A 25045-nucleotide genomic window follows, 5' to 3' on the forward strand; every position below is an offset into this window, starting at 1 on the left:
ACAGCCAAAACTTCTTCTTAAATAGAGGAGTTGACCCGACTAAATTGATCTAAAACAAAGGACTTGTTTATACCTGTTGCTCGCTCTGTTTATTGGTTGTTAATGATAATGGTTTGTATTAACTTGCTTGTTATAGCGTTAGCAGGTTCAAAGAATAAACGTATTTTTTGAACGAAAAATAGTAAGGGTCAATCATGATATTGTCAGAATTAAAAGTAGGTCAAACCGCCAGCATTATTAACATTAATGGCATTGAACCTGTGATGCGTAAAAAATTACTTAATCTTGGTTTTTTACCTAAAGCTAAAATACAACTATTACGCGTTGCACCGCTAGGAGACCCTATTGCAATTCGCTGTGCTAATAGCTCTATTGCTTTGCGTAAAAGCATTGCTAAGCAAATCATAGTGGAGTGTTGATATGACCTTAAATATTGCAACGATTGGCAACCCAAATTCAGGTAAAACAACCTTATTTAATGCACTTACTGGTGGCCATCAACGTGTTGGAAACTGGAGTGGTGTTACCGTTGAGAAAAAGACCGGGCATTTTACTTTAGATAACGGGAAAAACGTTAAAATAATCGACTTACCGGGTATCTATAATCTTGATAACGATCAACTAGGTACTTCATTGGATGAACGCATTGCATTTGAATATATCATGCAAAATCAACCTGATATTGTATTGAATATTATTGATGCAAGTTGTTTAGAAAGGAGCTTATATCTAACGTTACAATTATTAGAACTGGGTTTACCTGTTGTGATGGTCTTAAATAAAATGGACCTTGCGGATAAACAACATTTAGTGATTAACGTAAACACATTAAGTAAGCAGTTAGGTTGTCCTATCATTTGTTTGTCAGCCCATGATCAACAAGCCGTAAATAAACTAATACGTACCTTCACTAGTCTAGATTTAGCCAATTTAAACAATCAACTTATACTTGATTATGGCAATGAATTACAACCAGTTATTAATGAAACCTCACAACTACTTGATAAGCTAATACAATCATCCGATAAACCTGAAAAATCATTTAATAACCTCATACAGTTAAATAAAAATGCCTTAGCGATAAAATGTATTGAAGGGGACCAATCTATTCTCTCAGAGTTTAATAGTGAGGATAAACACACCATCAATCACCTTAAAAATTCATTATCGATTGATTTGGATTTGCAGATAGCAGACGTTCGCTACACCTTCATTTATGCATTAACGCAACAAGCGGTCAGAGAAAAACGCCACTTGAGTAAAACGTTATCTGAAAAAATCGATACCATTACCTTAAATCGTTATACGGGTATTCCTGTTTTTCTGTTAGTTATGTACTTGATGTTCATGTTTGCCATTAACATTGGTAGTGCTTTTATTGACTTCTTTGATATCGCATCGGGCGCTATTTTTGTAGATGAAACGGCCCATTGGTTAGGTGTTATTAATGCACCTGAATGGATTATTAATGTACTGGCTTATGGAGTCGGTAATGGCATTCAAACCGTAATGACATTCATACCTGTGATTGCTTGCTTATATCTATTTTTAGCTATGTTAGAAAGTTCTGGATACCTTGCAAGGGCCGCTTTTGTTATTGACCGTTTAATGCAATTCATCGGTTTACCAGGAAAATCTTTTGTCCCTATGATTGTTGGTTTTGGGTGTACTGTACCAGCAGTGATGGCGGCAAGAACCTTAGAAAAAGAGCGTGAACGTTTGTTAACCGTAATTATGTCTCCCTTTATGTCATGTGGTGCACGTTTACCTGTCTATGCTTTATTTGCTAGTGCTTTTTTCCCTGAACAAGGACAAAATATCGTCTTTTTATTGTATTTGATTGGTATTTTGGTCGCTGTATTGACTGGGTATGTATTGAGTAGAACCATCTTGCCTGGCAAAAGCGAAAATATGTTTTTAGAAATACCGGACTACGAAATTCCAACCATTAAAAGTACCTTAATTAAAACTTGGCAAAAACTGAAAGGTTTTGTATTTGGAGCGGGTCAAACCATTGTCTTAGTAGTCACTATTTTAAATGTTGTTAATTCAGTAGGTATCGATGGCAGCTTTGGTCATCAAGATAGTGATAGCTCGTTACTCAGCCAAGGCGCTCAAATTATTACGCCGATATTATCGCCATTGGGCATTAACAATGATAACTGGCCAGCAACGGTTGGTATAGTGACCGGTATTTTTGCTAAGGAAGCCGTTGTCGGCACGCTTAATAATCTATATTCAAGTATTGATAGTGAAGACGAAATAGAGATTACTTTATTGGGTAAACTTAACGCGGCGATAGCAACTATTCCTGAAAACCTAATGGGGATTGATATTGCCGATCCATTGGGTATCAATGTTGGAGATCTGACTAATTTAGAAAGTGCAGCAGAAGAACAGGGCGTAGACTTAACTATCTACAGTAATATTAAGCAAGCTTTCATTAGCCAAGAAGCCGCCTTTGCTTATTTATTGTTTATTCTTTTATACGCGCCTTGTGCAGCGGCGATGGGGGCAATTGTCAGAGAAGTAGGAGTAAATTGGGCTCGGTTTGTGGCGATATGGTCAACGGCTATTGCTTATATTGTGTCAGTTGCTTACTACCAAGTTGCCACTTTTTCACTTCACCCAATGAACAGTCTGGCTTACTTGCTATCAGGATTATTAATTATTATGACCGTGCTGTATAAGTTAAAGCATAGAGGTAATTTATTAGCTGATGTGTCTATTAGCACTGAACATAAATTAATCTAGGAAGGTGGAAATGATATTAAAACGTTTATCTGCTTACATACAAAAACAACAACATGTAGATGAAGCGACTGTATTAAAACAATTCCATTTAAAGCAAAATGGCCTTGCTCCTATGATCGAAATTCTTATTCGTTCTGGACATGTACAAAAAACAGTAAGCAGTCGTGGTGATCGATTAACGGCTCAAGTTTTTTATAGTTGGCAGGAGAATCAAGTCATACCGATGACGACCTTATTATAAACCGTTCGTTATCAATGGTTTGTTGTAAGTCTCGGATTAAAAGTGAAAAATAATAAATTACATCGTTATTAAATTTTAGCTACTTATATACCCGTTACCATTCAAGGTGCAACATTCAGCAAGCGGTGAAATGAACAGATGCTAACTAGAAAGAGGAAGAGCTAACGGGGTTAAGTCGACACTTTTTAACAACGAAGATGTTTGCTTCAGCCTTTGCCCTCTGGATCGTTAGTTTGAAAACCATCTCTGCGTTGTAACCTTCGATAAGGGCTCGCCATTGTCATCATGTTGTACCTTCATTTAGAGTTCAAGCTAACGACTGAGAAAAGTACCTGAACGGTAACGAGTATAGGTAATGAAATAGCTCATTAAATAAACTATTATTGATCCTTAAATCGTCTTATAGCTGAAAATATCCTTAAACAACAAATACCTGATGTAATTACTTGCTCAGGTATTTTTTTAGTTCAAATTTGTGACTAGCATCGTCTACTCATAATATGTACAATCCACACCCAATTTATACCGAATCAGTCTAGTCGAGGCATTAATGAGTCAGAAAAAAGTAAACCTGTTAGATTTAAACCGTCAAGGTTTGCAAGATTTTTTCACTGAAATGGGTGAGAAACCATTTCGTACTAAACAGGTCATGAAATGGATTTACCATTTTGGCTGTGAAGACTTTGATCAAATGACTGATCTCAACAAAGGCCTACGAGAAAAGCTTAAGCAGCGTGCAGAAATAGTGGCACCTGAAATAAAAGTTGAGCAACGCAGTGAAGATGGCACTATTAAGTGGGCGATGACGGTAGGTAATCAAGAAGTTGAAACTGTTTATATCCCAGAAAAAGAGCGCGCAACTTTATGTGTATCTTCACAAGTAGGTTGTGCTTTAGCTTGTGATTTTTGTTCAACAGCTCAACAAGGCTTTAACCGTAACCTAACCGTCTCTGAAATTATTGGCCAAGTATGGCGTGCTGCTAAAATCATTGGTGTGATGGGAGAAAGTGGAACGCGACCTATTACTAATGTTGTAATGATGGGAATGGGTGAACCTTTATTAAATCTAAATAATGTGGTTCCTGCAATGGAGTTAATGTTAGATGATTTAGGTTATGCACTGTCTAAACGTCGTGTAACGTTATCAACATCGGGTGTTGTGCCTGCTTTAGATATCCTAGGTGATAAAATTGACGTGGCTTTAGCTATTTCATTACATGCACCAAATGACGAACTACGCTCGAAAATGATGCCAATCAATGATAAATATAATATTGCTGATTTCTTAGCGGGTGTAAAACGTTATATTAGTAAATCAAATGCTAACCGTGGCAAAGTGACTATTGAGTATTTATTATTAGATCATGTTAATGATTCAACAGATCAAGCACATGAATTAGCACATCTATTAAAAGATACACCGTGTAAAATTAACTTAATACCCTTTAATCCGTTCCCGGGTAATGATTATACTAAACCAAGTAATAGTCGTGTAGACCGATTCAATAAAGTGTTAATGGAATATGGTTACACTGTTATTGTACGTAAAACACGTGGTGATGATATTGATGCTGCTTGTGGTCAGTTGGTAGGGGATGTTATTGACCGTACAAAACGCACTATGAATAAACGTCAACATGGTGAAAATATCAGCGTTCAACAGAACTAATTAAGTTAAAACTTAAAACTGTTCTTGTGCTTTAAGAGTAAAGTTCAAGAACAGTTAAAAAAAGCATGCATCAAGTCTCAAGTTACTTCACAATAGGATACTTAAAGAAGTTTCCTGTACGGCTTTTAGTTTATGAGGAATGTATGCGTTTTATATTTGTAGCTTTAATATCTGTCTTTTTTATCTCAGCTTGTGTCTCGACCGAAACGACCACCACTGTTAATAGTCCTGGTGGCAAAAAAATGGCCTTTGATCCTAAAGGTGCTGCTGATACGCGCATTAAGTTAGCGTTGCTTTATCTAGAAAACAAACAAATGCAGCAAGCAAAAGAAAACCTCGATACCGCACTAAAATACCAACCTGATAGCGCTAAAGTTCACCGTATATTTGCCTATTACTACGAGAAAGTGAATGAAAATGATAAAGCGGAGAAATTCTACAAAGAGTCCCTATCATTAGATCCTGACAACGGCGATACTAACCATAACTACGCTACTTTTTTATGTGGTCAAAGTGAATACGTTAAAGCTGAAGAATATTTCTTAAAAGCTATCTCTGCTCCGAACTACACGCGTGTTGCTCGGTCTTATGCTAATGCCGCTATTTGTGCTGAAAAAGCCAATCATAATGACAAAGCTATTTTCTATTATGGTTATGCTTTATCGCATAGCCCTAACAGTAATGAAATAAACTTATCATTAGCAAAGCTAAATATTACTGAAAAAAATTACCAAGCCGCTGTCCTTAACTTATTTGCTTTTCAAAAAGATTCAAAACCTACGGCTGAAAGTTTATGGCAATGGATTCGTTTGAGTTATGCTACAGGAAAGGAGAGCAGTTTATCTCGCTATTCGACTCAACTTTTACAAAAGTTCCCTGAATCAGAGCAAGCCTTAAATTACTTAACGAATAAATACTATGACTGAGCAAACTATGCCTATAACAGAACATGATATGCCTACAACGGAACATAAAATGACGCTTGACAAAGCCCTAAAAAAACATCGCTTAGCGGCTAATTTGTCCGTTGAGGAAATCGCACTAAAACTTAATCTAAAAACAACTGTCATTGAAGGACTTGAAAATGACCTTGCACAATTGATTGAAGATGAAGTTCATCCAGTTATTTATTTACGAGGTTACTTAGCTAACTTTAGTAAAGCAGTACGTTTACCAAACCTTGAATCATTCCCAGAATATCAACAATTAAGTAGTCCAGGTAAATCAGTAAATACATTAAGCAACCCTTACATTCTGACTAATAAAAAACAATCATCGAATAAATTTGCATGGTTTGTTTTATTGCTTCTTGTTGGTTGTATTACGAGTACTATTTATTATTGGGAAAGTGTTTCTGCTTCATTATTTTCTCAGACGGTTGTTGATACTGAAAATATACATATGCGCTTACCTGAACCTGGCGAAAATAGTTTTATCGATACCTATGCTGAAGACAACGAGTTAGCGGCTGAGCAAGCGACAGAGACTTCATCAGTCGAAAGTCAGGCTGTTGATAGTGAAGAAGAACCGCTATCGACAGAAGCAACATCTGAAGCTGATGCAACACTTTAATAACGGGTTAACACTTGCAGAGACTTATTAATTTAACTTAAAATTAAATCATTCAATGAAAATTGTAAGCTAAATTAAGTTAAGCATTTTAATATAATGGTTAGTTTAAATAGTGAATGTTACCCGACTTATCAGAACGCTAGACCTGCTAGAACCTATATTTACTAAGGCTCTAGTTTTATTAAACGATTGATTTATCAAATAGCGTAATAACCTTTAACTTTTAAGAGTAAATATAATGAGCCATACCTCTTCGATTATACGCCGCGAGTCTAAACAGATTATGGTGGGAAATGTCCCTGTGGGTGGCGGTGCGCCAATTACCGTTCAATCAATGACCAATACTTTAACCACCGATGTTGCCGCGACGGTTGCACAAATCAAACGTTTAGAAGCGGTTGGTGCAGATATGGTGCGTATATCAGTACCGACTATGAATGCTGCAGAAGCATTTCGTGAAATTAAAAAACAATGCAACATTCCTCTCATTGCCGATATTCATTTTGATTACCGTATTGCATTAAAAGTAGCAGAATACGGTGTGGATTGTTTACGTATTAACCCAGGTAATATTGGTAATGAACAACGAATTCGTAGTGTAGTTGATTGTGCTCGACACAATAATATTCCTATTCGAATTGGCGTTAATGGTGGTTCATTAGAAGCTGATATTCAAGAAAAATATGGCGAACCAACGGCACAAGCCTTAGTTGATTCAGCATTACGACATGTGGATATATTAGACCGTTTAAACTTTGAACAGTTTAAAGTCAGTGTGAAAGCATCTGATGCATTATTAGCCGTAGAATCTTACCAGTTACTAGCAAAACAAATCATTCAACCATTACACTTAGGGATCACTGAAGCGGGTGGTTTACGTAGTGGTAGTGTTAAATCAGCTGTCGGTTTGGGTTTGTTATTATCACAAGGTATTGGCGATACATTACGTGTTTCATTGGCTGCAGATCCCGTTGAGGAGATTAAAGTTGGGTTTGATATTTTAAAATCACTGCGCATCCGTAGCCGTGGAATTAACTTTATTGCTTGTCCAACCTGTTCACGTCAAGAGTTTGATGTGATTGCAACGGTCAATGCATTAGAAGAACGTCTAGAAGATGTAGTGATGCCAATGGATGTTTCAATTATTGGTTGTGTGGTAAATGGTCCTGGTGAAGCATTAGTGTCCGATATTGGTATTACTGGTGGTAAAAATAAAAGTGGTTTTTATGAAGACGGTACGCGTCAACGAGATCGTTTTGATAATGACAATGTAATTGATCAGCTAGAAGCAAAAATTCGTGCGCGTATCAGTCGTAGCGATCAAAGCCAAATTATTGTAAAAGGGTAACTTTTAGACTGATTTGAGTTTGAATACTCAATGACTGAACTAAATACAGTTTTAGATTGAACGTCATTAAATGAACGTTTAATGATGCATTAAAGTAGAAGTTAATGACTGCTTTAACCTAAAACACTAAATAAGCCCAAATGTTTTTGATATTTGGGCTTTTTATTAGCCTTAAAACAAGCAAAGCTGAGTTGCATTGTTCCATCTAGCCACAAACTTCCTTATAATGAATCTCAATTTTATTATCAATACATCTTGAATGTATTTTTATTCATCGACAGAATTCGGAAATCATTGTGGCAAAGAAGATACAAGCTATTCGTGGTATGAACGATACCCTTCCTGAGCAAACCCCAGTTTGGCAGAAATTAGAATCGTTAATTAGACAAACAGTTAGCAGTTATGGCTATTCTGAAATTCGTATGCCAATCGTAGAAAGCACGCATCTATTTAAACGATCAATTGGTGAAGTAACTGATATCGTTGAAAAAGAAATGTACACTTTTGAAGATCGTAACGGTGATAGTTTAACCTTACGTCCTGAAGGTACTGCATCATGTGTACGTGCAGGTAACGAGCATGGTTTACTTTATAACCAAGAACGTAGAATGTGGTACATCGGACCTATGTTCCGACATGAACGTCCTCAAAAAGGGCGTTACCGTCAATTCCATCAAGTTGGGATTGAAACATTTGGTATTGCCAGTGCAGATATCGATGCAGAAGTTATTTTATTATCAGCTCGTTTGTGGAAAGCATTAGGCATTCAAGATCATGTTGAACTGCAATTGAATTCACTAGGTAGTAATGAAGAGCGTAATGCTTATAAAGCTAAGTTAGTTGAGTTTTTACAATTGCATGAAGATAAGTTAGACGATGACAGTAAACGTCGTATGTTAACTAATCCATTACGTGTTTTAGACAGTAAAAATGAAGCAGTTCAAGCAATCTTAGAAGATGCACCGAAACTATCTGATTATTTTGGTGACGAAACAGCTGCACACTTTGCAAAAGTTCAAGCTTATTTAGATGCTGCAGGCATTAAATATGTGATTAATGAACGTATTGTTCGTGGTTTAGACTATTACAATCGCACTGTATTTGAGTGGGTCACATCGAGCTTAGGTTCACAGGGTACTATTTGTGCTGGTGGACGTTATGATGGTTTGGTTGAACAACTTGGTGGTAAAGCAACACCGGCTGTTGGTTTCGCAATGGGTTTAGAGCGTATTATTTTAATGCTTGAAACTTTAGAATTGAACGACGATGTTAAAGGTGATGTTGATATTTACAGTATTTTAGTTGGTGAAGGGACAGATGTTGCAGGATTTAAAGCATCTGAGCTGATTCGTGACCAACTACCGCATTTAAAAATGATGCATCACTGTGGTGCTGGTAACTTTAAAAAACAAATGAAACGTGCCGATAAAAGTGGCGCTTCAGTTGCCTTAATTATAGGTGAAAGTGAGTTAGAGAGTGGCTGTGTCACAATTAAAGACTTACATGGAAATTCAGAGCAACAAACCGTTGCAATTGACAGCTTAGTTAAGGTATTACCTACCTACTTTGCATAAGAATACTCATCAAAAAATAGATTAAGTAAGGAACACACGTGGTTGATATTATTGAAGGTTACGAAACAGAAGAACAACAAGTTGATGCAATTAAGAAATGGTGGAGTGAAAACGGAACCATGCTTATCGTGGGAGCTGTTATTGGTCTAGCTGGTTTATGGGGATGGCGTTACTACGGTGAAACCGTATCGACAAACCAAGAGCAAGCATCAGCTGAATTTGCACAAGTATTAGTTAAATATGATGCTAAAGGTGAAGATCATAGCAATACAGAAATGCAAACATTCATTGCAGACAATAAAGGGAATAGTTACGCAACACTAGGTTCTTTGTTATTAGCAAAAGAAGCGGTTGAAGCAGGTGACTTTGCCTTAGCAAAAACACAATTAACTGATCTATTAGCAAGCAATGAGTATGCGCCTTTAAACCCTGTTATAGAGCTACGTTTAGCACGTGTGAATACAGAATTAGGTGATTATGATGCTGCATTATCAACGTTAAACAACATTACAGATGAAGGCTTTTTAGTAAAAGCTAATCAAAGTAAAGGGGTTGTTTATTTAAAACAAGGTAATGTTGAATCTGCACGTGGTGCATTTCAAGACGCAGTTGACGCAAGTGAAGGTCGTGTTGACCCAATCTTACAATTACAGTTAGATGATTTAGCCGTTGCTAAAGCAGATATTGCTCCAGCACCTAAATTAGATGCTGCGCAATAAACTGAGATAATATAATGATTAAATGGGTTAAAAATATAACTGTCATTGCTAGCAGCGCGTTAATCTTAAGTGGTTGTTCTATTTTCAGCAGTGAAGAAGACGTTGTTAAAATGGCTGAGTTACCTGAATTTCAAGCAACGTACAAACCAGTCATTGCTTGGTCAACGAGCATTGGTAGTGGCGTGGATAAATACTATTCACAACTTCAACCTGCCGTTGATGAAAAAGCCGTTTATGTTGCAGCTCGTGATGGAGAAGTGAAAGCACTTTCTGTTAAAAAGGGTAATAAGCTATGGTCAATTGATCTAGATGATCATAACTCTAATACTGCTAACCGCTCAGCACGTTTATCTGGTGGTATTGGTTTAGGCATTGATACCCTTTATATCGGCACTGAAAATGCACAAGTATTTGCATTAGATGCAGAAAAAGGTGATATCAAATGGGTCAGTAACGTCTCTGGTGAAGTGATTGCTCAACCAGTTTACGATAATGGCTTCGTTATTATTCATACTTCTCGTGGTGAATTAATTGCTTTAGATAGCAAAACAGGTGAAGAAGTTTGGACATTAGCAAACGCACAACCAAAATTAACATTACGCGGCAGTGCGACACCAAGCGTTTCTCAAGGTGGTGTTATTTACGGCCGAGCTGATGGTTATGTTTCTGCTGCTTTATTAGAATCTGGTCGACCACTATGGCAGATCCCTGTTGCGAGGCCTTACGGTGCAACGGAATTAGATCGTTTAGCCGATGCGGATATGAAACCTATTGTTGTTAATGGTACTGTTTATGCTTTAGCTTACAATGGTAATTTAGTCGCTATCGACTTGCTGAAAGGCGAATTATTATGGACGAAAAAGTACGCTGGTTACAATGATATTAGTGTGTCAGGACGTGATATTTTCTTAACAGACTACCGTGGTTACGTCTTTGCCATAAATCGTAATGATGGTGAACAGCGCTGGGTTAACAAAGAGTTAGCTTACCGCAATGTAACTGGTGTGACCGTTGCAAATGATTTCATCGTTGTGGGTGATGCCGAAGGTTACTTGCACTGGATTGATCGTGAATCTGGTCAGTTTGTTGCACAACAAGATCTAGACTCTGATGGTTTATATATTGAGCCTATTGCAACCTCTACTCACCTTTATTTACAAACACGCAGTGGTGATGTAATTGCCATTGAAAAACCGATATTAAATGTAGAATAATTTAATACGTTTTTACGCTATACTGTAGCCCCTTGCTGTGCATGGGGCTTTTTTAGTTTTAAAGGATATACAAAATATATGTTACCAGTCATCGCTTTAGTAGGTCGCCCTAATGTAGGTAAATCTACTCTTTTCAATCGTTTAACTCGCACCAGAGATGCGATCGTTGCCGATTTCCCCGGTTTGACGCGTGACCGTAAATATGGTCAAGCCAAAGTTGAAGAACTTGAATTTATCGTTATTGATACCGGTGGTATTGAAGGTGATGAAAAAGGCATTGATGCATTAATGGCTGAGCAATCATTGATTGCAATAGAAGAAGCCGATGCTGTGCTATTTTTAGTTGATGCGCGTGCCGGATTAACGGTTGCAGATGAAGCTATTGCATCGCATTTACGCAAGCAAAATAAAAAAGTAATGGTTGTTGCCAACAAAACGGATGGCATTGATGCTGACTCAATGTGTGGTGAGTTTTATGCCCTTGCACTAGGTGAAGTTTTCCATATCGCCGCTGCTCACGGTAAAGGTGTGCGTCAAATGATTGATGCGGCACTAGAAGAATTCCAAGAAGAAAACCCGGTTACAGACGAAGTGGACGAATATGAATTCGCACTGGATCATGATGACGAAGACGAAGACAAAATCGCACAAGAGCAAGCGCGTTTAGCTGCTTTACCGATTAAACTTGCACTTATTGGTCGTCCGAACGTGGGTAAATCAACACTGACAAACCGTATTTTAGGTGAAGAACGTGTATTAGTATTTGATATGCCAGGCACAACACGTGACAGTGTTTATATTCCAATGGAACGTGATGGTCGTGAATATATTTTAATTGATACAGCCGGTGTTCGTAAACGTAAAAAAGTAAATGAAACGGTTGAGAAATTCTCAGTAATCAAAACGTTAAAAGCGATTGAAGATTCAAACGTAGTGCTATTAATTATCGATGCGCGCGATGGTATTTCAGATCAAGACTTAAGCCTATTAGGTTATACCTTAAACTCAGGACGTTCATTGGTTATTGCAGTGAACAAATGGGATGGTATGACTGAGTATGATAAAGAACGAGTTAAAACAGAATTAGATCGCCGTTTAGGCTTTATCGACTTTGCTAAAATTCACTTTATCTCTGCATTACATGGTACAGGTGTTGGTCATTTATTTGAATCAGTAGAAGAAGCTTACACTTCTTCAACGAAACGTATCTCAACAGCAATGCTGACACGTATTATGGGAATGGCGACAGACGACCATGAACCACCAATGGTTGGCGCTCGCCGTGTGAAATTACGTTATGCACATGCGGGTGGCTATAATCCGCCATTAATCGTTATTCACGGTAACCAAGTTAAAAAATTAGCAGATTCTTATAAACGTTACTTAATGAACTACTTCCGTCGTACATTAGAGATTATGGGGACGCCGATCCGCATAGAGTTTAGAGAAGGTAGTAACCCATTTGAAGGACGTCGTAACAAATTAACGCCGCATCAAATGTATAAACGCCAACGTTTACTACGTAACTACGCTAATAGTAAAAATAAAAAGTAATATGCAATTGCTTTGTACTGATTGCCAATCAGAATTACAACGCAGTGGTGAATTAAAACGCCACTGCGCTCATTGTGATAACGATTTCATACTTCATGTAGATTGTGCTGAATGTGCTCAACCATTACAGCGATTAAAAGCGTGCGGAGCAGTGAGTTTTTGGTGTGACCAGTGCAACGAGTTGAAAAGTAAGTCTACAGCTGTTTATCGCCTTGTTAAGCAGGATGTTGGATAGAAGAAACCGACTTATAACTTTCTATTGCAGAGTTAACGTTATTACTGATATCGATTACATTAAATAAGCGATCTAAATTTTGCGCAGGAAAAATGACTTAGTTTAAGGCGTAAATTGAAGCCTTTCGAAGATTAACTTCGTTAATCAATGAATTAACTAAAATATGTTAATTCATTAATGGTTGTTCTCTTTACGAAATTTACAACGAAGAAATAAGTTATTTACTTATGATATAAATCCAAGAAGTAAAATAGATCAGTTAATTAGTGTGATTGGTATAATATAAAAAAGAAGTGATTTATCACTCCTTTTTTATATCTTGTTACTTTTTGTACCTTGTTGAACGCCATCTTTAATGTTTAATCTGATACTTTTCTGTTGCTTGTTATTTCACAGAGAGTCCGACAGATTAGTTTTATTTTATGAAGCTGTACTTTTAGCTGGGATTATTTCAAATACTCTAATGACTTGTTGAACACCTTCAACATTACTGGTTACCTCGGTCGCAAAATCAGACATCTCTTGTGTCACTTGACCAATTAAAAAGACCTCTCCATTCTCCGTAACGACTTTAATCTTTAAAGGATTAATTTTGTCATGGCTCGTTAATTTACTTTTTACTTTAGTGGTTAACCAACTATCTTTAGTTTTTTGAATAAGACCAATCGGCTGGTTAATACGTAATTGATTATAAACACCGACCACGCCCGGTACATTATTTAACTCGTTTTCAATCTCATTACTATTAGCTTGCGTATCAACTTGGCCAATTAATAATAAGTAACTATTATTAGCGATGATATTAATACGAATATTGTCGTTATAAGCTTTTGAAGCAATCACTGCATCAATCGCTTTTTCAGACAGGTCATCATCTTTTACTAATTGCGAAATACTACGTTCGTCGCTACTTACCGCTACCGCAGTGCCTGCCGCTACAATAAGGCCGCCTGCACAACCTTGCAACATAAAGGCAGCTAATAAAATTGAAAATAGATAAGGCTTGAATGTCATAATGTATCCTAATACTGTGGAAATAATTGTTGATCGATGAGGTCACTTAAACAGTTTACTACTAACATGTGAATCTCTTCAATTCGTGCCCCTTTATCACTTGGCGCTCGAATCTCAATGTCATCCGCACCTAATAAACCGGCAATTTCACCACCATCAACTCCCGTCATCGCAATAATATGAATATTCTTACTTAATGCGGTTTCTACTGCTTTTACCATATTACGGCTATTACCACCGTGACTGATAGTAATTAATACATCACCCGGTTGTGCTAATGCTGAAATTTGACGAGCATAAATTTGATCAAAATGGCTATCACTGGCAATTGCTGACACTAATGATGAATCAGAAGTGATCGCAATAGCAGGTAAAGCAGGGCGATCTGTTTCATACTTATTCAATAAATGTGAAGCAAAAATTTGTGCTAGCCCTGCAGCACCACCATTACCGCAAATAAGTAGCTTGTGGCCGTTGATTAAACAATCTTTAAGTAAAAGAGCGGCTGCTTCTATTTGCTCTGGCAGTGCTTCTGCTGCAACAATCTTAGTTTGAATGCTCTCTGCGAAGTGAGCTTGAATTTTTTCATTAATCATGTGACTTGCTACTCTTGAAATGCATCTTGTATCCATTGTGGCTGTGTTGTTTTTTCGCTGATTGCAACGACATCAAAACGGCAATAGGGCTCATTATCTAATTGTGATAAATAATGCTTTGCCGTTTTAATTAATTTTTTTTGTTTTTGTAGTGTAACTGATGCTGTTGCACCACCATAGTTTTGATTCTTGCGGTATCTTACTTCAATAAACACTAAAGTGTCATTATCAGACATGATTAAATCTATTTCACCATACCGACAATAAAAATTTTGACAGACAAGCAACAAACCTTGCGCCTTTAAAAACGCTAAAGCTTGTTGCTCATATTGAACACCAATGGAATTACTGGCTTGAAATAGACGAGGTAGCTTCAACTAAATTGCCATCCTGGAAGGTTGCCCAACTTAACTTACTTTTGATCGTATTACGTGCATCTAATGTTATTTCACCCACTAAACCTTGGAATTTATAACCTTCAACCACTTCTAAAAGTTTTAACTGTTCAATTAAGCTGTAACTGTCATTACCTAACGCAAATAAACGCAATGTGCTAAGACGTTGTTGCGGCCATGCCGCTTGTACTTTTTCATTCATTTTAGTTTTATCTTCGAGTAAAAAAGCAACATCTGAGAAAGTGACACCCGTTAACTCTTTATCCTGTGTATTAGTAAAGTCTTTTACATGGCTACGTGAGCTTGCATATAAAGGAATTTCTTTTGCAAATGGGCTAATAGCAACTGACATAAATGGTTTAATGAACATTAATTGTTTACGTTTGCTAATGATATAAATGGCATCAACATCGGCACGACTTCTTACTTCTTGCTCTAACTTTCTGCCTAACACTGTTTGCATTTGATGGTTACGTTCTTTACTTTTGTCTGTTTGTAACGCTTCAGCAAGGAATTTTCCATAATCAGTATCTTTAGAGAAAAAGTGTGTTTCAGCAGGGTATAGCTCAAGACCATTACCCGATGCTTGTTGTGAACGACTCAGTTCTTTCCAACGCGCTTCAAAAGCAGTAGATGTTCTGCGGCCAAAGTCTGAGTTAGGTGCAAATATTAGAGGTTTTGTATGTTTGTCTTGGAAAATCATTTCAGCAGCTTGTTCAGCTTCACCTTCCGGTGAAAGTGGGAATGCATAATGAATCGATGACGTTGCACTACCATCTTTAGTCGGGAAACTATTTAACGCTAACACAGGAATATCTCCTACTAACGGTAAAAATGCTTTTAAATTAGGTTTCAATAAAGGACCAATAACAAAGTCTATTTTCTGATTATGAAGTTGATCTGCAATTTCTTGCATGGTCATCGTATTCGTATCAAGGAATAAAATATGAGGTGGGGCAGTAATAAAATCTCTATCTATTATTCTGCTACTAGCAGCTTGACTACCGTCTTGTACATCACCATCAATAGTAATAAAGCTTGCGTTACCTGAACCGTTCGCTTGTTCTGCTTGTAACTGTTTCTTTGCTTCTGCTTGGTTATAAAACGCATAACTAATACCGTATTGTATTGCTTGAGCTGGTTTTTTGAATCGACCCGTTAAAGGTAACAATACTGCAATTTTAGAAGGTTGGTACGGCGTCGCCTCAGCAAGGTTAAGTAATTGTGACGGCATATATTTTAATACAGGGTGAGTTGGATAAAGTAACTTCCAAGCATCCACACCACGTATCAACTGGTTAGTGCGTAATTGATAACGGTGATAAACATTCGCAAGTGCATACCAGCCTTGTTTAAAGTTATCGGCACCAGGTGTTGAAGATACTTTTTCAAAACTACTCAACACGCTTGAATCTAACATGTTCAACTGCGTTAACAGTAGGTCATTGTATTGTTGTCTTTGCTCATCACTTTTTAATAAAGGCGTTAACATAAATAAAGTATCAACGGCTGCTTGAGGTTCTTTTTTACGAACATGCAGATCCGTCTTTAATTTTAGATAATGTAACTTAGCCTGATCAGACAACACATTCATATCAATACTTTTAACAGAAACCATAGTCTTATCTAATTGGTTTTGGGCGTATTGGTTATCAGCTATTAATAAAATAAGATGATTTTTTTGCTGAGCATTTAAGGTTTTGTTTTGTAAGTATTCAATTACTGAATCTGCTAGAACATATTTACTTTCCTTAGTGAGCGCTTGTACCGCTGCTAATTGCCATTCAGTATTTTTAGGCTCTTTCACGACTTCTGCTTGCTGTAATAAATATTCAGCTGTTTCATAAAAGTCAGTAAAAAGAGTCGGAGCATTTTTCTTATCTTGTCCTAATCCAGAACAAGCGGAAATAAGCAGAATGCTCACCGCCATGAAAGAAAGATGTACAGCTCGTTTAGATATATTTGCAATGGTCAAATTTTTGTCCTTTTTAATCAAACTAATTCAAGATAAGTTTTCAGATAGGTATCAAGATACCTATAGTGTAATATTGCAGACCTAGTTAAACAATCCTTAACACTTTAATAGAGTCAAATATGTCTGAAAAAAATCAATTAAATAACGAAGTAAGTGCAAAATTGTATATTGTCGCCACTCCTTTGGGCAATATCGGCGATATTACTTACCGTGCCGTCGAAATATTAAAAAACGTCGATTTAATTGCAGCAGAAGATACTCGACATAGTGGTAAATTATTAAGCTACTATCAAATCAGTAAACCAACTTTCCCTCTTCATGATCATAATGAGCGTCAACGTGGCAGCGTATTGATTGAAAAAATCAAAGCTGGGCAATCTGTTGCACTGATCTCAGACGCGGGGACGCCATTAATTAGTGACCCCGGTTATCATTTAGTCAATGAATGTCGTGAAGCAGGTGTTGATGTTGTTCCTGTACCAGGTGCTTGTGCAGCAATTACCGCTCTTTCAGCTGCTGGTTTACCATCAGACCGTTTTTCTTTCGAAGGGTTCTTACCAGTGAAAGAAAAAGCTAAAACAGAAAAATTGACTGCATTAGCGGAAGAAACACAAACCATGATTTTTTACGAATCTCCTCGTCGTATGCAAGATACGGTAAAACATATAATTAATATCATGGGCGCGGATAGAAAGTTAGTCGTTGCGCGTGAACTCACTAAATTATTTGAATCATATTACGTATTACCAGCTGGCGAAATGTTGGAGTGGTTAGAACAAGACACCAATCATTGCCGTGGTGAATTTGTATTAATGGTGGGAGGGGCAAGTAAAAATGAAGACGCTTTATCAGTAGAAGCGATTAAAACGCTGACATTATTGAAAAAAGAGTTACCTCTTAAGAAAGCCGCAGCGATAACTGCTGAAATACATCATCTTAAGAAAAACGACTTATATAAATGGGGCCTAGAAAACTTATAATTCTTTTCTCGTATCACTGCAAAGCGCTTGTTATCTATAATGGTTTCCGTATAATCCGCCGCGGAGTTGGCTAGATCGTCGCCGCTTTTATTGTTTAGTTAGCTTGCTATCTAAGAAATAAGAGGGGAGGAAAGTCCGGGCTTCAGAGGGCAGGGTGCCAGGTAACGCCTGGGTAGCGCGAGCTAACGACAAGTGCAGCAGAGAGGAGACCGCCTGCTAATTTATTAGTAGGTAAGGGTGAAAGGGTGCGGTAAGAGCGCACCGGCTAGTGGGTAATCATTAGTGCAAGGTAAACTCCACCCGAAGCAAAACCAAATAGGCTTCCTGAGGCATGGCCCATGCTGGAAGCGGGTAGGTTGCTTGAGCCTGTGAGTGATTGCAGGCCTAGACGAATGACGATTCACGACAGAACCCGGCTTATCGGCCAACTCTAAACCTTTGATTTACAAGGTCTCGTAGCTAATGCGAGGCCTTGTGAAACAAACTGTGCAACAATCTGTGTTACAAAAAATTCCCCATACTTATCAACGTAATGGTATGTATTACTTCTGCTATCGCGTACCTAAAGTTATCAGAATATTTTATTCATTCCCTTCTATGATTCGACAGAGCCTCCACACTCGCTCAGCAATTATTGCTTCTTCTATGGTGAATTCTTTCGTTTCTGCATTTAATGAAATCAAGGTGCATTGCGTGACCAAGAAAATAAAAAAAAATATTAAACAGGAATTTATATCTATCCCTACTTTTTTGGGTGATCTAATAATTGATCAGGGAAATGGAGATATTGAAGCTGAAAAAATTGCTGCGAAAGAGATTCTTAAAGATAATCCTCACCTTACCGATCCCGATAGTGCAAGAAAATTGGCTGAGATTCAGACTAAACTAGTTACGAATGAAAATGATGCTTCTTTAAATAAAAAAATTAAACAGAAAAAAAACTTTAAACCAACCATTAAAGATATGTACCAAAAGTGGGAGGCTTCATGGGACGAACAGGGCTTAATCGCTAAAGAGCAAGAGAACCATAGACGAAATATGGCAATCTTGTTGTACTTACATGGTGATAAACAACCGGACTCAATAACTCCAAAACAAGCAGATGAAGTTTTATCAATCGCTAAGCGTATGCCAAGAAGTAATATGAAGCCATATAATAGTATGGTTAAGTCCTCTTTTAGCAGAGAGCTTAGAGAAGAGGGATACATCCAAAGAATAAAAATGGTGCTTAATAATGAGGTTCCGGAAACAGATCGAGTAGCCAATTTTTCACCTGTTTTAAAATCCTGCCAAGGCTTTTATAGTTGGATGGCTTCAAAATATATTGTAAATGATAAACCATTTAATGAACGACGAATTAAGAGTTCAAAAAAGAACAAAAGAGGGGCATTTACGGTATCAGAATTACAGCGAATAGTTGATTTTAGTTCCCAACAAACAGATGCAAATAAAAAGTTTATTCCACTGATCATGGCTTATACCGGAATGCGTAACTCCGAAATCCAAGAACTAGAACGGAGTCAGTTTAAGGTTTGTGAAGATAGTGGCTTATTTCATATCCAAGTAGGGATCACCACTTCAGAAGTTGGTAAAGCAAAAACTGAGGCAGGTATTAGACGTGTTCCTTTAGCGCAACCCTTGATAGATTTGGGCCTTATGGAATACATTAATTCATTTTCACAGCCTAATGAGCGAGTTTTCTCTGTGCCTAATAAATGGTTAACAAGGTACTATGGAAATACACTTAAAAAAGCATGTCAATTACCTGAAATTGATAGTTCTGGGCATATGTTATCAATGTACTCTACCAGACATAGCGTTGTTTCGTTTATTCGCTCGCAAGGTGCTAATGAAGCAATATCTACGGCAATTGTCGGGCATGAGAGCGGGTCTTCTGTACATGATGGCTATACAAAACGAGCGTTATTCCCACTGAATGAACTTAAATCATATGTAGATGGATTACCGTGGGTGATTAACTCGTCAAACTAAGCCCTCAATTTATTGACTCTATTTTTAAATAAGTCCCTTTAGAAGTGATGAAACCGGTAAATATTTGTGCCGGTTTATCAAAGCCGCTAAAAGCCCTTTCTCAATAATATCGAAGCATTTTTTAGATAGTAATCGTATTGATACCAAAATCGTTACACGCTTACTGTTAATAGTAAAATTTTAGCTACCTAAAGATAGAACTATAATCCAACACAAATACCACTAAGAGCTTACTTAAGTTATTGATAGAAAAGGGTTATTTGACTTTCATTTGATTTTGTTTTTAAATGCTAACTTCACTAATGGAGGGGTAAATAGCTATGAAGTTAAAAAGCATTAAGTATGAAGGCAAAGAATGGGATGATTATAAAGAGTTAGTTGCCCATTCTAATCGACGTAAGCAAAGCTATAAGCAAATAACCTGCGCACAATTCGATGCTAAATGGAGAAAGTGGCAAATAAACAACTCTGATCTTGAGCCTACAGATGAACTTATATCTGCTTGGTTAACACCCCGTGCAGCAGCTAGTTCTCTTTCTTACAAAGGTATTCGATACAACGGCCCAAGCGCTCTGTATGAGGCTAATATAGAGATTGCCAATATTGGCTTTAAAGCATTTCACCTTAATCTAAGAAGTAACCTAACTGATATAGACGACGATTTTATTACTGCATGTTTAAAAGGAACAAGGGTCGTTAGTAATGAAGGGACTCGGATTTCAAAGTATCGTAAAATTTGGCAAGATAAAGAAGAGCCAAAAGTAAAATGGCCTATGGTTAGTCAACGGATAACCAATCACCGAAAGGTCTTTGGTCGTGAACCTACGAAACAAGGTGTGGAAGATTATTGTGTTAGGCAGGATGCTCAATGGCTTGATGAAGGTAGCCCAAACTTTGGGCTCAGTAGAAAAAAATTCTTTGAGTCTCTTACAGCCATCCAATTTAAATGCTCGTTTAAATCATGGAAAAGAAAAATTAGACGTCATCTTAAATTAACTGAGTCCATAAATGAGGATCTAGCCATAAAACTTGCTGAGATACCTTTTAATATAGATTGCGTTGTCGGTATCCTTTATGAAGTAACAAACTCCGTTAACGACAAAAAGTACATTGGTATTACTACACAGACATTAGAGGAACGTAAACGTGGGCACTTTAGGCAAGCTATTCGTAAAAGCCATTCCTCTGGTTCACTTCAAGAGGCTATTATCCAATTCGGTAAAGGTAGTTTTATATTCAATGAAGTTGGCAAATTTAACTCTCTTGATGAGTTAGAAAATGCGGAAATACAACGAATAAGAAAAGAGAATACTCTTTCACCGTATGGTTACAATCTAGACCCTGGTGGTAAAGGTGTAAATGGATTTTCTAATCCAATGTTTTACCGAGGTGTAGCTTACAAGAACCTTTCATCATTAGCTGAAATACTTAATTTAAACCTTAAGCGAATTGAGAGTAGATTGCGCCTTAGGTGGACTTTAAAAGAGGCAATCGTAGTACCCAAAGGTATGTACTTAAAAACATATCGAAATGGCCATAAAATTCCATTAAAAATAAAAGCTATGAATGCCGGTATCCCATACAAAAAAGTCCATGAACGGATGAGCGCAGGGTGGACTGAAAATGAAGCTCTTGAAAAAGAGCCTCGATGCTACTGAAGGCCTAATGCAATCCCTATTACTGTTAATGGGAAGCGCTTTAACTCAATCCGTGAAGCCGCGCTATTTCATAAAATACCAGAAGGGACAGTTCGTAAAAGATTAAAGCTAAAGTGGCCGATAGATAAGATTTTTCAGTAAAATTCGCCAATATAAAGCGAACACTGTGCCGATAATCATTACTTTCAATTTACTAGTTAGGTTAATACTTTAACTTTATAAGGCTAAAAGAGGCATATAGAGCCTTAGAATATACATTCTTTTATTGCAGTAAAACGACTTGATTTAAATTTAATAATGGCAAAAGGCAAGATGCGACCCCATTGATATTCACTCGAAGTAAATAGAATATACGATACTATAAAAAGAATTCACCTGCGTATAAATGAAATTCTAACTTGTACTTAACCTGATCTAACTTATACTATTAACTGTTTTTATATACAGTGGTTATTTATGAAGTTTATTCCAATTACTGCAAGCGCGGGTATTACTGGTTTTGAAAGTCCAGCAAGCGATTACCTACAACTCCCGCTAAGCTTAGATGAATTATTAGTAGAGCATCCAAGTGCCACATTTATTGGCAAGGCAGACGGCCATTCCATGAAAGGTGTTGGTATATTTAATGGTGATATTTTAATTGTAGATCGTTATGTTAACGCTAAAAATAATGATGTCATCGTTGCTAATTTTAACGGTGAATTTATTTGTAAAATATTAAATATTACCGAAAGGCTTTTATTATCTGCTAACCCTCAATACCCAGCGATGACTATTAGCGATAGTGATCAATTTACTATTGAAGGCGTGGTTATTCGCTCGATTCGTTGTCATCGTGAAAGTCACCTACTTGAGGCAAGCCTCTGATGTTTGCATTGGTTGATGCAAATTCCTTTTATTGCAGTGCAGAACAAGTCTTTAGACCTGAGTGGCGCGGTAAACCTATTATTGTACTCTCTAACAATGATGGTTGTATCGTAGCGGCCAACAAGCAAGCCATTGCATTAGGTGTTAAAAAATTCTATCCCTTTTTTAAAGTAAAAGATCTTTGTGAACGAACGGGCATTATTGTGTGCTCTTCAAACTATGAATTGTATGCCGATTTATCACATAAAATGATGCAAGTGATAGGGCGCTTTGCACCGTCTCAACATATCTATTCCATTGACGAATCCTTTCTGAGTTTTGCTGACTGCGAACACGCAATACCCGATCTCGCCTTACACGCTCAAGCCATTCGCAAAGCCGTGTGGAAAGAAACGCGTTTACCTGTTTGTGTTGGTATTGGAGATACGCTTACCTTAGCTAAAGTAGCGAATCATGTCGCTAAAAAGTGGAATGGTTTTAATGGTGTTTGCGTATTGGATGAAAAATTAAAAAAGGACGTTTTTACACAATTATCTCCTTCAGATGTATGGGGAATTGGTAGAAAAACCAATGAAAAATTAAAGCAAAATAAAATTGTTACCGTTGAACAATTAAGAAAATTAGATACTCGTTTTTTACCCAAAGGGTTTAATGTTGAATTGAGCCGCACTATTAACGAATTAAATGGTATCGCTTGTAAAACATGGGATGGTGTAAGGGCTGATAAGTTACAAATATTTTCAACAAGAAGTATGGGGAAACGGATAATCGATGCTCAAAATCTAAATCAAGCACTTGCTAAACATGCGGCTATTGCTGCGATAAAAGCAAGAGAACAAAAATCGCTTTGTGGCACTTTGATGTTGTTTGCCGCGAATAGTCCTTTCGATGAAACACCGTACAGTTATAAAGTGATCAAGCAATTTGCTGCACCAACAAACGATACTTCTCAAATCTTGAAAGTGATTAGTGAAAATATGCATCACTTATATAAATCAGATGTAGCCTATTACCGAGTGGGAGTAGGACTTTTAAATCTAAGTAGTGAAACACATCAACAAGGAGACTTGTTTAATCCATCTAAAGACAATATCAAGTTAATGGGGGCGATAGATTCCATTAACCAACGCTATGGCAGCTGTAGTCTGTTTTTTGCCGCCCAAGGTGTCGATGAACCATGGTCAATGCGTAGAGAGCTGTTAACGCCTCAATATACTAGCAATTGGCGTCACCTCCCGAAGTTTACTTGTTAAAGAAAGTGCTGATTTTATCGTTGTTTGGATAAGTATCTAAGTCGTAATGGGCACAAAGCGAGTTATAGAAGCGACTCGAATTAGCTGTGGAAAAACACATATCAGCCTAATAAGACCAAAAGGCAAGACACGACCCTATTAACATTTTCTTAATTTAAGTATTCTTCACAACCACAAAATCATAGTCTGCATTATCATCTTTAATGAAACTAAGCCTTTGGACAGTAATATCACAAATATGCTTATAGCCCATCTTATGCGCTAAATGTTCAGGTGATATTAAATCATCACTTTCCATCAAAACTACCCTACGAGTACCTTTATCCGTTTTATTTAACTCTCTAGCCGCTTGAGCTGTTGTTCCAGAACCAGCAAAAAAATCAATTATTATATCGTCAGGTTGTGCCATTTGATCAATAATATCTTTTATGTATTCAAGTGGTTTTGGAGTATCAAAAATCTTATCTCCAAATATTTTTTTGATTTCGAGTGTCGCTCGTTCTGTGTAATATGAGCTTTTCTCCCATAAAGTCCTTATTTTTTTACGTTTGTCTTTTGATGAATAGTTCTTAACGTAAATTGTTCCCTTAGGACTAGCGTATAGTTGCCATTCTCTTTTTTCAGCAGTTTCTTTACCCCAAAGCCAACGTCTATCGATCCCTTGTGAGTCAACAGGAAAAATTTCTGTAAGCTCTGGCGCAGGATTTACAAACACTTTTCCATTGCTATTAACGTAAAGAGGATAATACATATTTGGTCGATCTGTTCTTAAACTAGCTTGACCTTTTTTACGAAAAAGTCCGTCAACTCTGTAATAACCATATTCATCTTTTTTATCATAGCTATCCAGATCGTCAGGTGCTCCACGTAGGATTGCTTTTTTAGTCTTCCCATACACCATTAGATATTCATGATTTGTTGCAATATTTTTCTTACTACCTTTTCCATTTTTAGAACGGCAAACAACAATATTTCCTAATAAATTTTCCTCACCAAATACATGATCCATCAAGATTTTTAAATATGGAAACTCATAGTCATCAATACTGATTGCGATAACACCTGTATCTTTAAGAAGCTCATGCGCTGTTACAAGTCGGGGAAGCATAAATGATAACCATTCAGAATGCTTTCCCCAAGCTCCCGTATTAGTGCCATTGCGAGAGTCATTGAAGATAAACTTGCTCCCACAATTGTACGGAGGATCGATATAACAAAAACCAATTGTTGATTTGTGGCTAGGAAACATTTTTAATAAATACTCTAAGTTATCACCACATAACAAAGTACAATCTTGGTTAAATTTCGGTATTGTGGGAATTGGAGGTGTAAACATATCACCCTGGCTATGCTTTGAAAGCCCTAGTAACATTGATAGGCTATTGATTTTTTTATATATATCTTGATTCATTTTCTTCCCTTAATAATAGAAGAA

Annotated in this window: 22 protein-coding genes and 1 other RNA gene; 18 read left to right on the top strand and 5 right to left on the bottom strand. The window is 37.1% G+C overall.

Annotated elements, in window-relative coordinates; translation table 11 throughout:
• Positions 1-194 precede the first annotated feature (194 nt).
• The 12 genes from GQR59_RS05455 to GQR59_RS05510 all read left to right on the top strand — a co-directional run bounded on the left by GQR59_RS05455 (position 195) and on the right by GQR59_RS05510 (position 12880).
• Positions 195-419, top strand: a complete 225-nt coding sequence (locus tag GQR59_RS05455) for a FeoA family protein (RefSeq protein WP_160061033.1) — start codon at positions 195-197, stop codon at positions 417-419.
• 1 nt (position 420) lies between these two features.
• Positions 421-2754: a Fe(2+) transporter permease subunit FeoB gene (feoB, locus tag GQR59_RS05460; RefSeq protein ID WP_160061034.1), complete on the top strand. Its 2334-nt coding sequence runs from the start codon at positions 421-423 to the stop codon at positions 2752-2754.
• A 10-nt stretch (positions 2755-2764) separates the two neighbouring features.
• Complete coding sequence (locus tag GQR59_RS05465) at positions 2765-2995, top strand: FeoC-like transcriptional regulator (protein WP_160061035.1); 231 nt, start codon at positions 2765-2767, stop codon at positions 2993-2995.
• Between the two features lie 550 nt (positions 2996-3545).
• Positions 3546-4664 (top strand): bifunctional tRNA (adenosine(37)-C2)-methyltransferase TrmG/ribosomal RNA large subunit methyltransferase RlmN, encoded by a 1119-nt coding sequence (locus GQR59_RS05470; RefSeq protein WP_160061036.1) that lies wholly within the window; start codon positions 3546-3548, stop codon positions 4662-4664.
• Positions 4665-4807: 143 nt separating this feature from the next.
• Entirely contained in the window at positions 4808-5590 is a 783-nt protein-coding gene (gene pilW / locus GQR59_RS05475) for a type IV pilus biogenesis/stability protein PilW (RefSeq protein WP_160061037.1), read from the top strand.
• On the top strand, positions 5583-6236 hold the full coding sequence (locus GQR59_RS05480) for a helix-turn-helix domain-containing protein (protein WP_160061038.1): 654 nt from the start codon (positions 5583-5585) through the stop codon (positions 6234-6236). The genes pilW and GQR59_RS05480 overlap by 8 nt, the downstream gene beginning before the upstream one ends.
• 238 nt (positions 6237-6474) lie before the next feature.
• On the top strand, positions 6475-7584 hold the full coding sequence (gene ispG / locus GQR59_RS05485; protein ID WP_160061039.1) for a flavodoxin-dependent (E)-4-hydroxy-3-methylbut-2-enyl-diphosphate synthase: 1110 nt from the start codon (positions 6475-6477) through the stop codon (positions 7582-7584).
• A gap of 296 nt (positions 7585-7880) precedes the next feature.
• Positions 7881-9158 (top strand): histidine--tRNA ligase, encoded by a 1278-nt coding sequence (gene hisS, locus GQR59_RS05490; RefSeq protein ID WP_160061040.1) that lies wholly within the window; start codon positions 7881-7883, stop codon positions 9156-9158.
• A 38-nt stretch (positions 9159-9196) separates the two neighbouring features.
• Positions 9197-9877, top strand: a complete 681-nt coding sequence (locus GQR59_RS05495; protein WP_160061041.1) for a YfgM family protein — start codon at positions 9197-9199, stop codon at positions 9875-9877.
• A 14-nt stretch (positions 9878-9891) separates the two neighbouring features.
• On the top strand, positions 9892-11091 hold the full coding sequence (gene bamB, locus GQR59_RS05500; RefSeq protein ID WP_160061042.1) for an outer membrane protein assembly factor BamB: 1200 nt from the start codon (positions 9892-9894) through the stop codon (positions 11089-11091).
• 78 nt (positions 11092-11169) lie between these two features.
• Positions 11170-12645 (top strand): ribosome biogenesis GTPase Der, encoded by a 1476-nt coding sequence (gene der, locus GQR59_RS05505; protein WP_160061043.1) that lies wholly within the window; start codon positions 11170-11172, stop codon positions 12643-12645.
• A 1-nt stretch (position 12646) separates the two neighbouring features.
• Complete coding sequence (locus tag GQR59_RS05510; RefSeq protein ID WP_160061044.1) at positions 12647-12880, top strand: zinc ribbon domain-containing protein; 234 nt, start codon at positions 12647-12649, stop codon at positions 12878-12880.
• A gap of 420 nt (positions 12881-13300) precedes the next feature.
• Here GQR59_RS05510 and GQR59_RS05515 read toward each other — a convergent pair whose 3' ends face one another.
• From GQR59_RS05515 to GQR59_RS05530, 4 genes are read right to left on the bottom strand one after another with little or no spacing between them, the layout of a single operon-like run.
• Complete coding sequence (locus GQR59_RS05515) at positions 13301-13894, bottom strand: BON domain-containing protein (RefSeq protein ID WP_160061045.1); 594 nt, start codon at positions 13892-13894, stop codon at positions 13301-13303.
• A gap of 8 nt (positions 13895-13902) precedes the next feature.
• A complete protein-coding gene (locus tag GQR59_RS05520; protein ID WP_160062440.1) occupies positions 13903-14487 on the bottom strand; it encodes a D-sedoheptulose-7-phosphate isomerase in 585 nt (194 codons plus the stop codon).
• A gap of 11 nt (positions 14488-14498) precedes the next feature.
• Positions 14499-14867 carry a YraN family protein gene (locus tag GQR59_RS05525; protein WP_160061046.1) on the bottom strand — a complete coding sequence of 123 codons (369 nt, stop codon included), beginning with the start codon at positions 14865-14867 and terminating at the stop codon, positions 14499-14501.
• A complete protein-coding gene (locus GQR59_RS05530; RefSeq protein ID WP_160061047.1) occupies positions 14836-16860 on the bottom strand; it encodes a penicillin-binding protein activator in 2025 nt (674 codons plus the stop codon). Before GQR59_RS05530 ends, GQR59_RS05525 begins: the two co-directional genes overlap by 32 nt.
• 119 nt (positions 16861-16979) lie before the next feature.
• On the opposite strand from GQR59_RS05530, the gene rsmI reads away from it, so the two are divergent.
• The 6 genes from rsmI (at position 16980) to GQR59_RS05560 (ending at position 23610) form a co-directional block, all read left to right on the top strand.
• Complete coding sequence (gene rsmI, locus GQR59_RS05535; RefSeq protein WP_160061048.1) at positions 16980-17840, top strand: 16S rRNA (cytidine(1402)-2'-O)-methyltransferase; 861 nt, start codon at positions 16980-16982, stop codon at positions 17838-17840.
• A 62-nt stretch (positions 17841-17902) separates the two neighbouring features.
• Positions 17903-18276, top strand: an RNA gene (rnpB, locus tag GQR59_RS05540) — RNase P RNA component class A.
• Between the two features lie 38 nt (positions 18277-18314).
• Positions 18315-19832 (top strand): tyrosine-type recombinase/integrase, encoded by a 1518-nt coding sequence (locus GQR59_RS05545; protein ID WP_160061049.1) that lies wholly within the window; start codon positions 18315-18317, stop codon positions 19830-19832.
• A gap of 320 nt (positions 19833-20152) precedes the next feature.
• Positions 20153-21490 (top strand): GIY-YIG nuclease family protein, encoded by a 1338-nt coding sequence (locus GQR59_RS05550; protein ID WP_160061050.1) that lies wholly within the window; start codon positions 20153-20155, stop codon positions 21488-21490.
• Between the two features lie 456 nt (positions 21491-21946).
• Positions 21947-22357 (top strand): LexA family protein, encoded by a 411-nt coding sequence (locus GQR59_RS05555; protein WP_160061051.1) that lies wholly within the window; start codon positions 21947-21949, stop codon positions 22355-22357.
• Positions 22357-23610 carry a Y-family DNA polymerase gene (locus GQR59_RS05560; RefSeq protein WP_160061052.1) on the top strand — a complete coding sequence of 418 codons (1254 nt, stop codon included), beginning with the start codon at positions 22357-22359 and terminating at the stop codon, positions 23608-23610. The genes GQR59_RS05555 and GQR59_RS05560 overlap by 1 nt, the downstream gene beginning before the upstream one ends.
• 154 nt (positions 23611-23764) lie before the next feature.
• Here GQR59_RS05560 and GQR59_RS05565 read toward each other — a convergent pair whose 3' ends face one another.
• Positions 23765-25021 (bottom strand): site-specific DNA-methyltransferase, encoded by a 1257-nt coding sequence (locus GQR59_RS05565; protein WP_160061053.1) that lies wholly within the window; start codon positions 25019-25021, stop codon positions 23765-23767.
• Positions 25022-25045 lie beyond the last annotated feature (24 nt).

It is taken from the genome of Psychromonas sp. L1A2 (genome assembly GCF_009828855.1).
GTDB lineage: Bacteria > Pseudomonadota > Gammaproteobacteria > Enterobacterales > Psychromonadaceae > Psychromonas.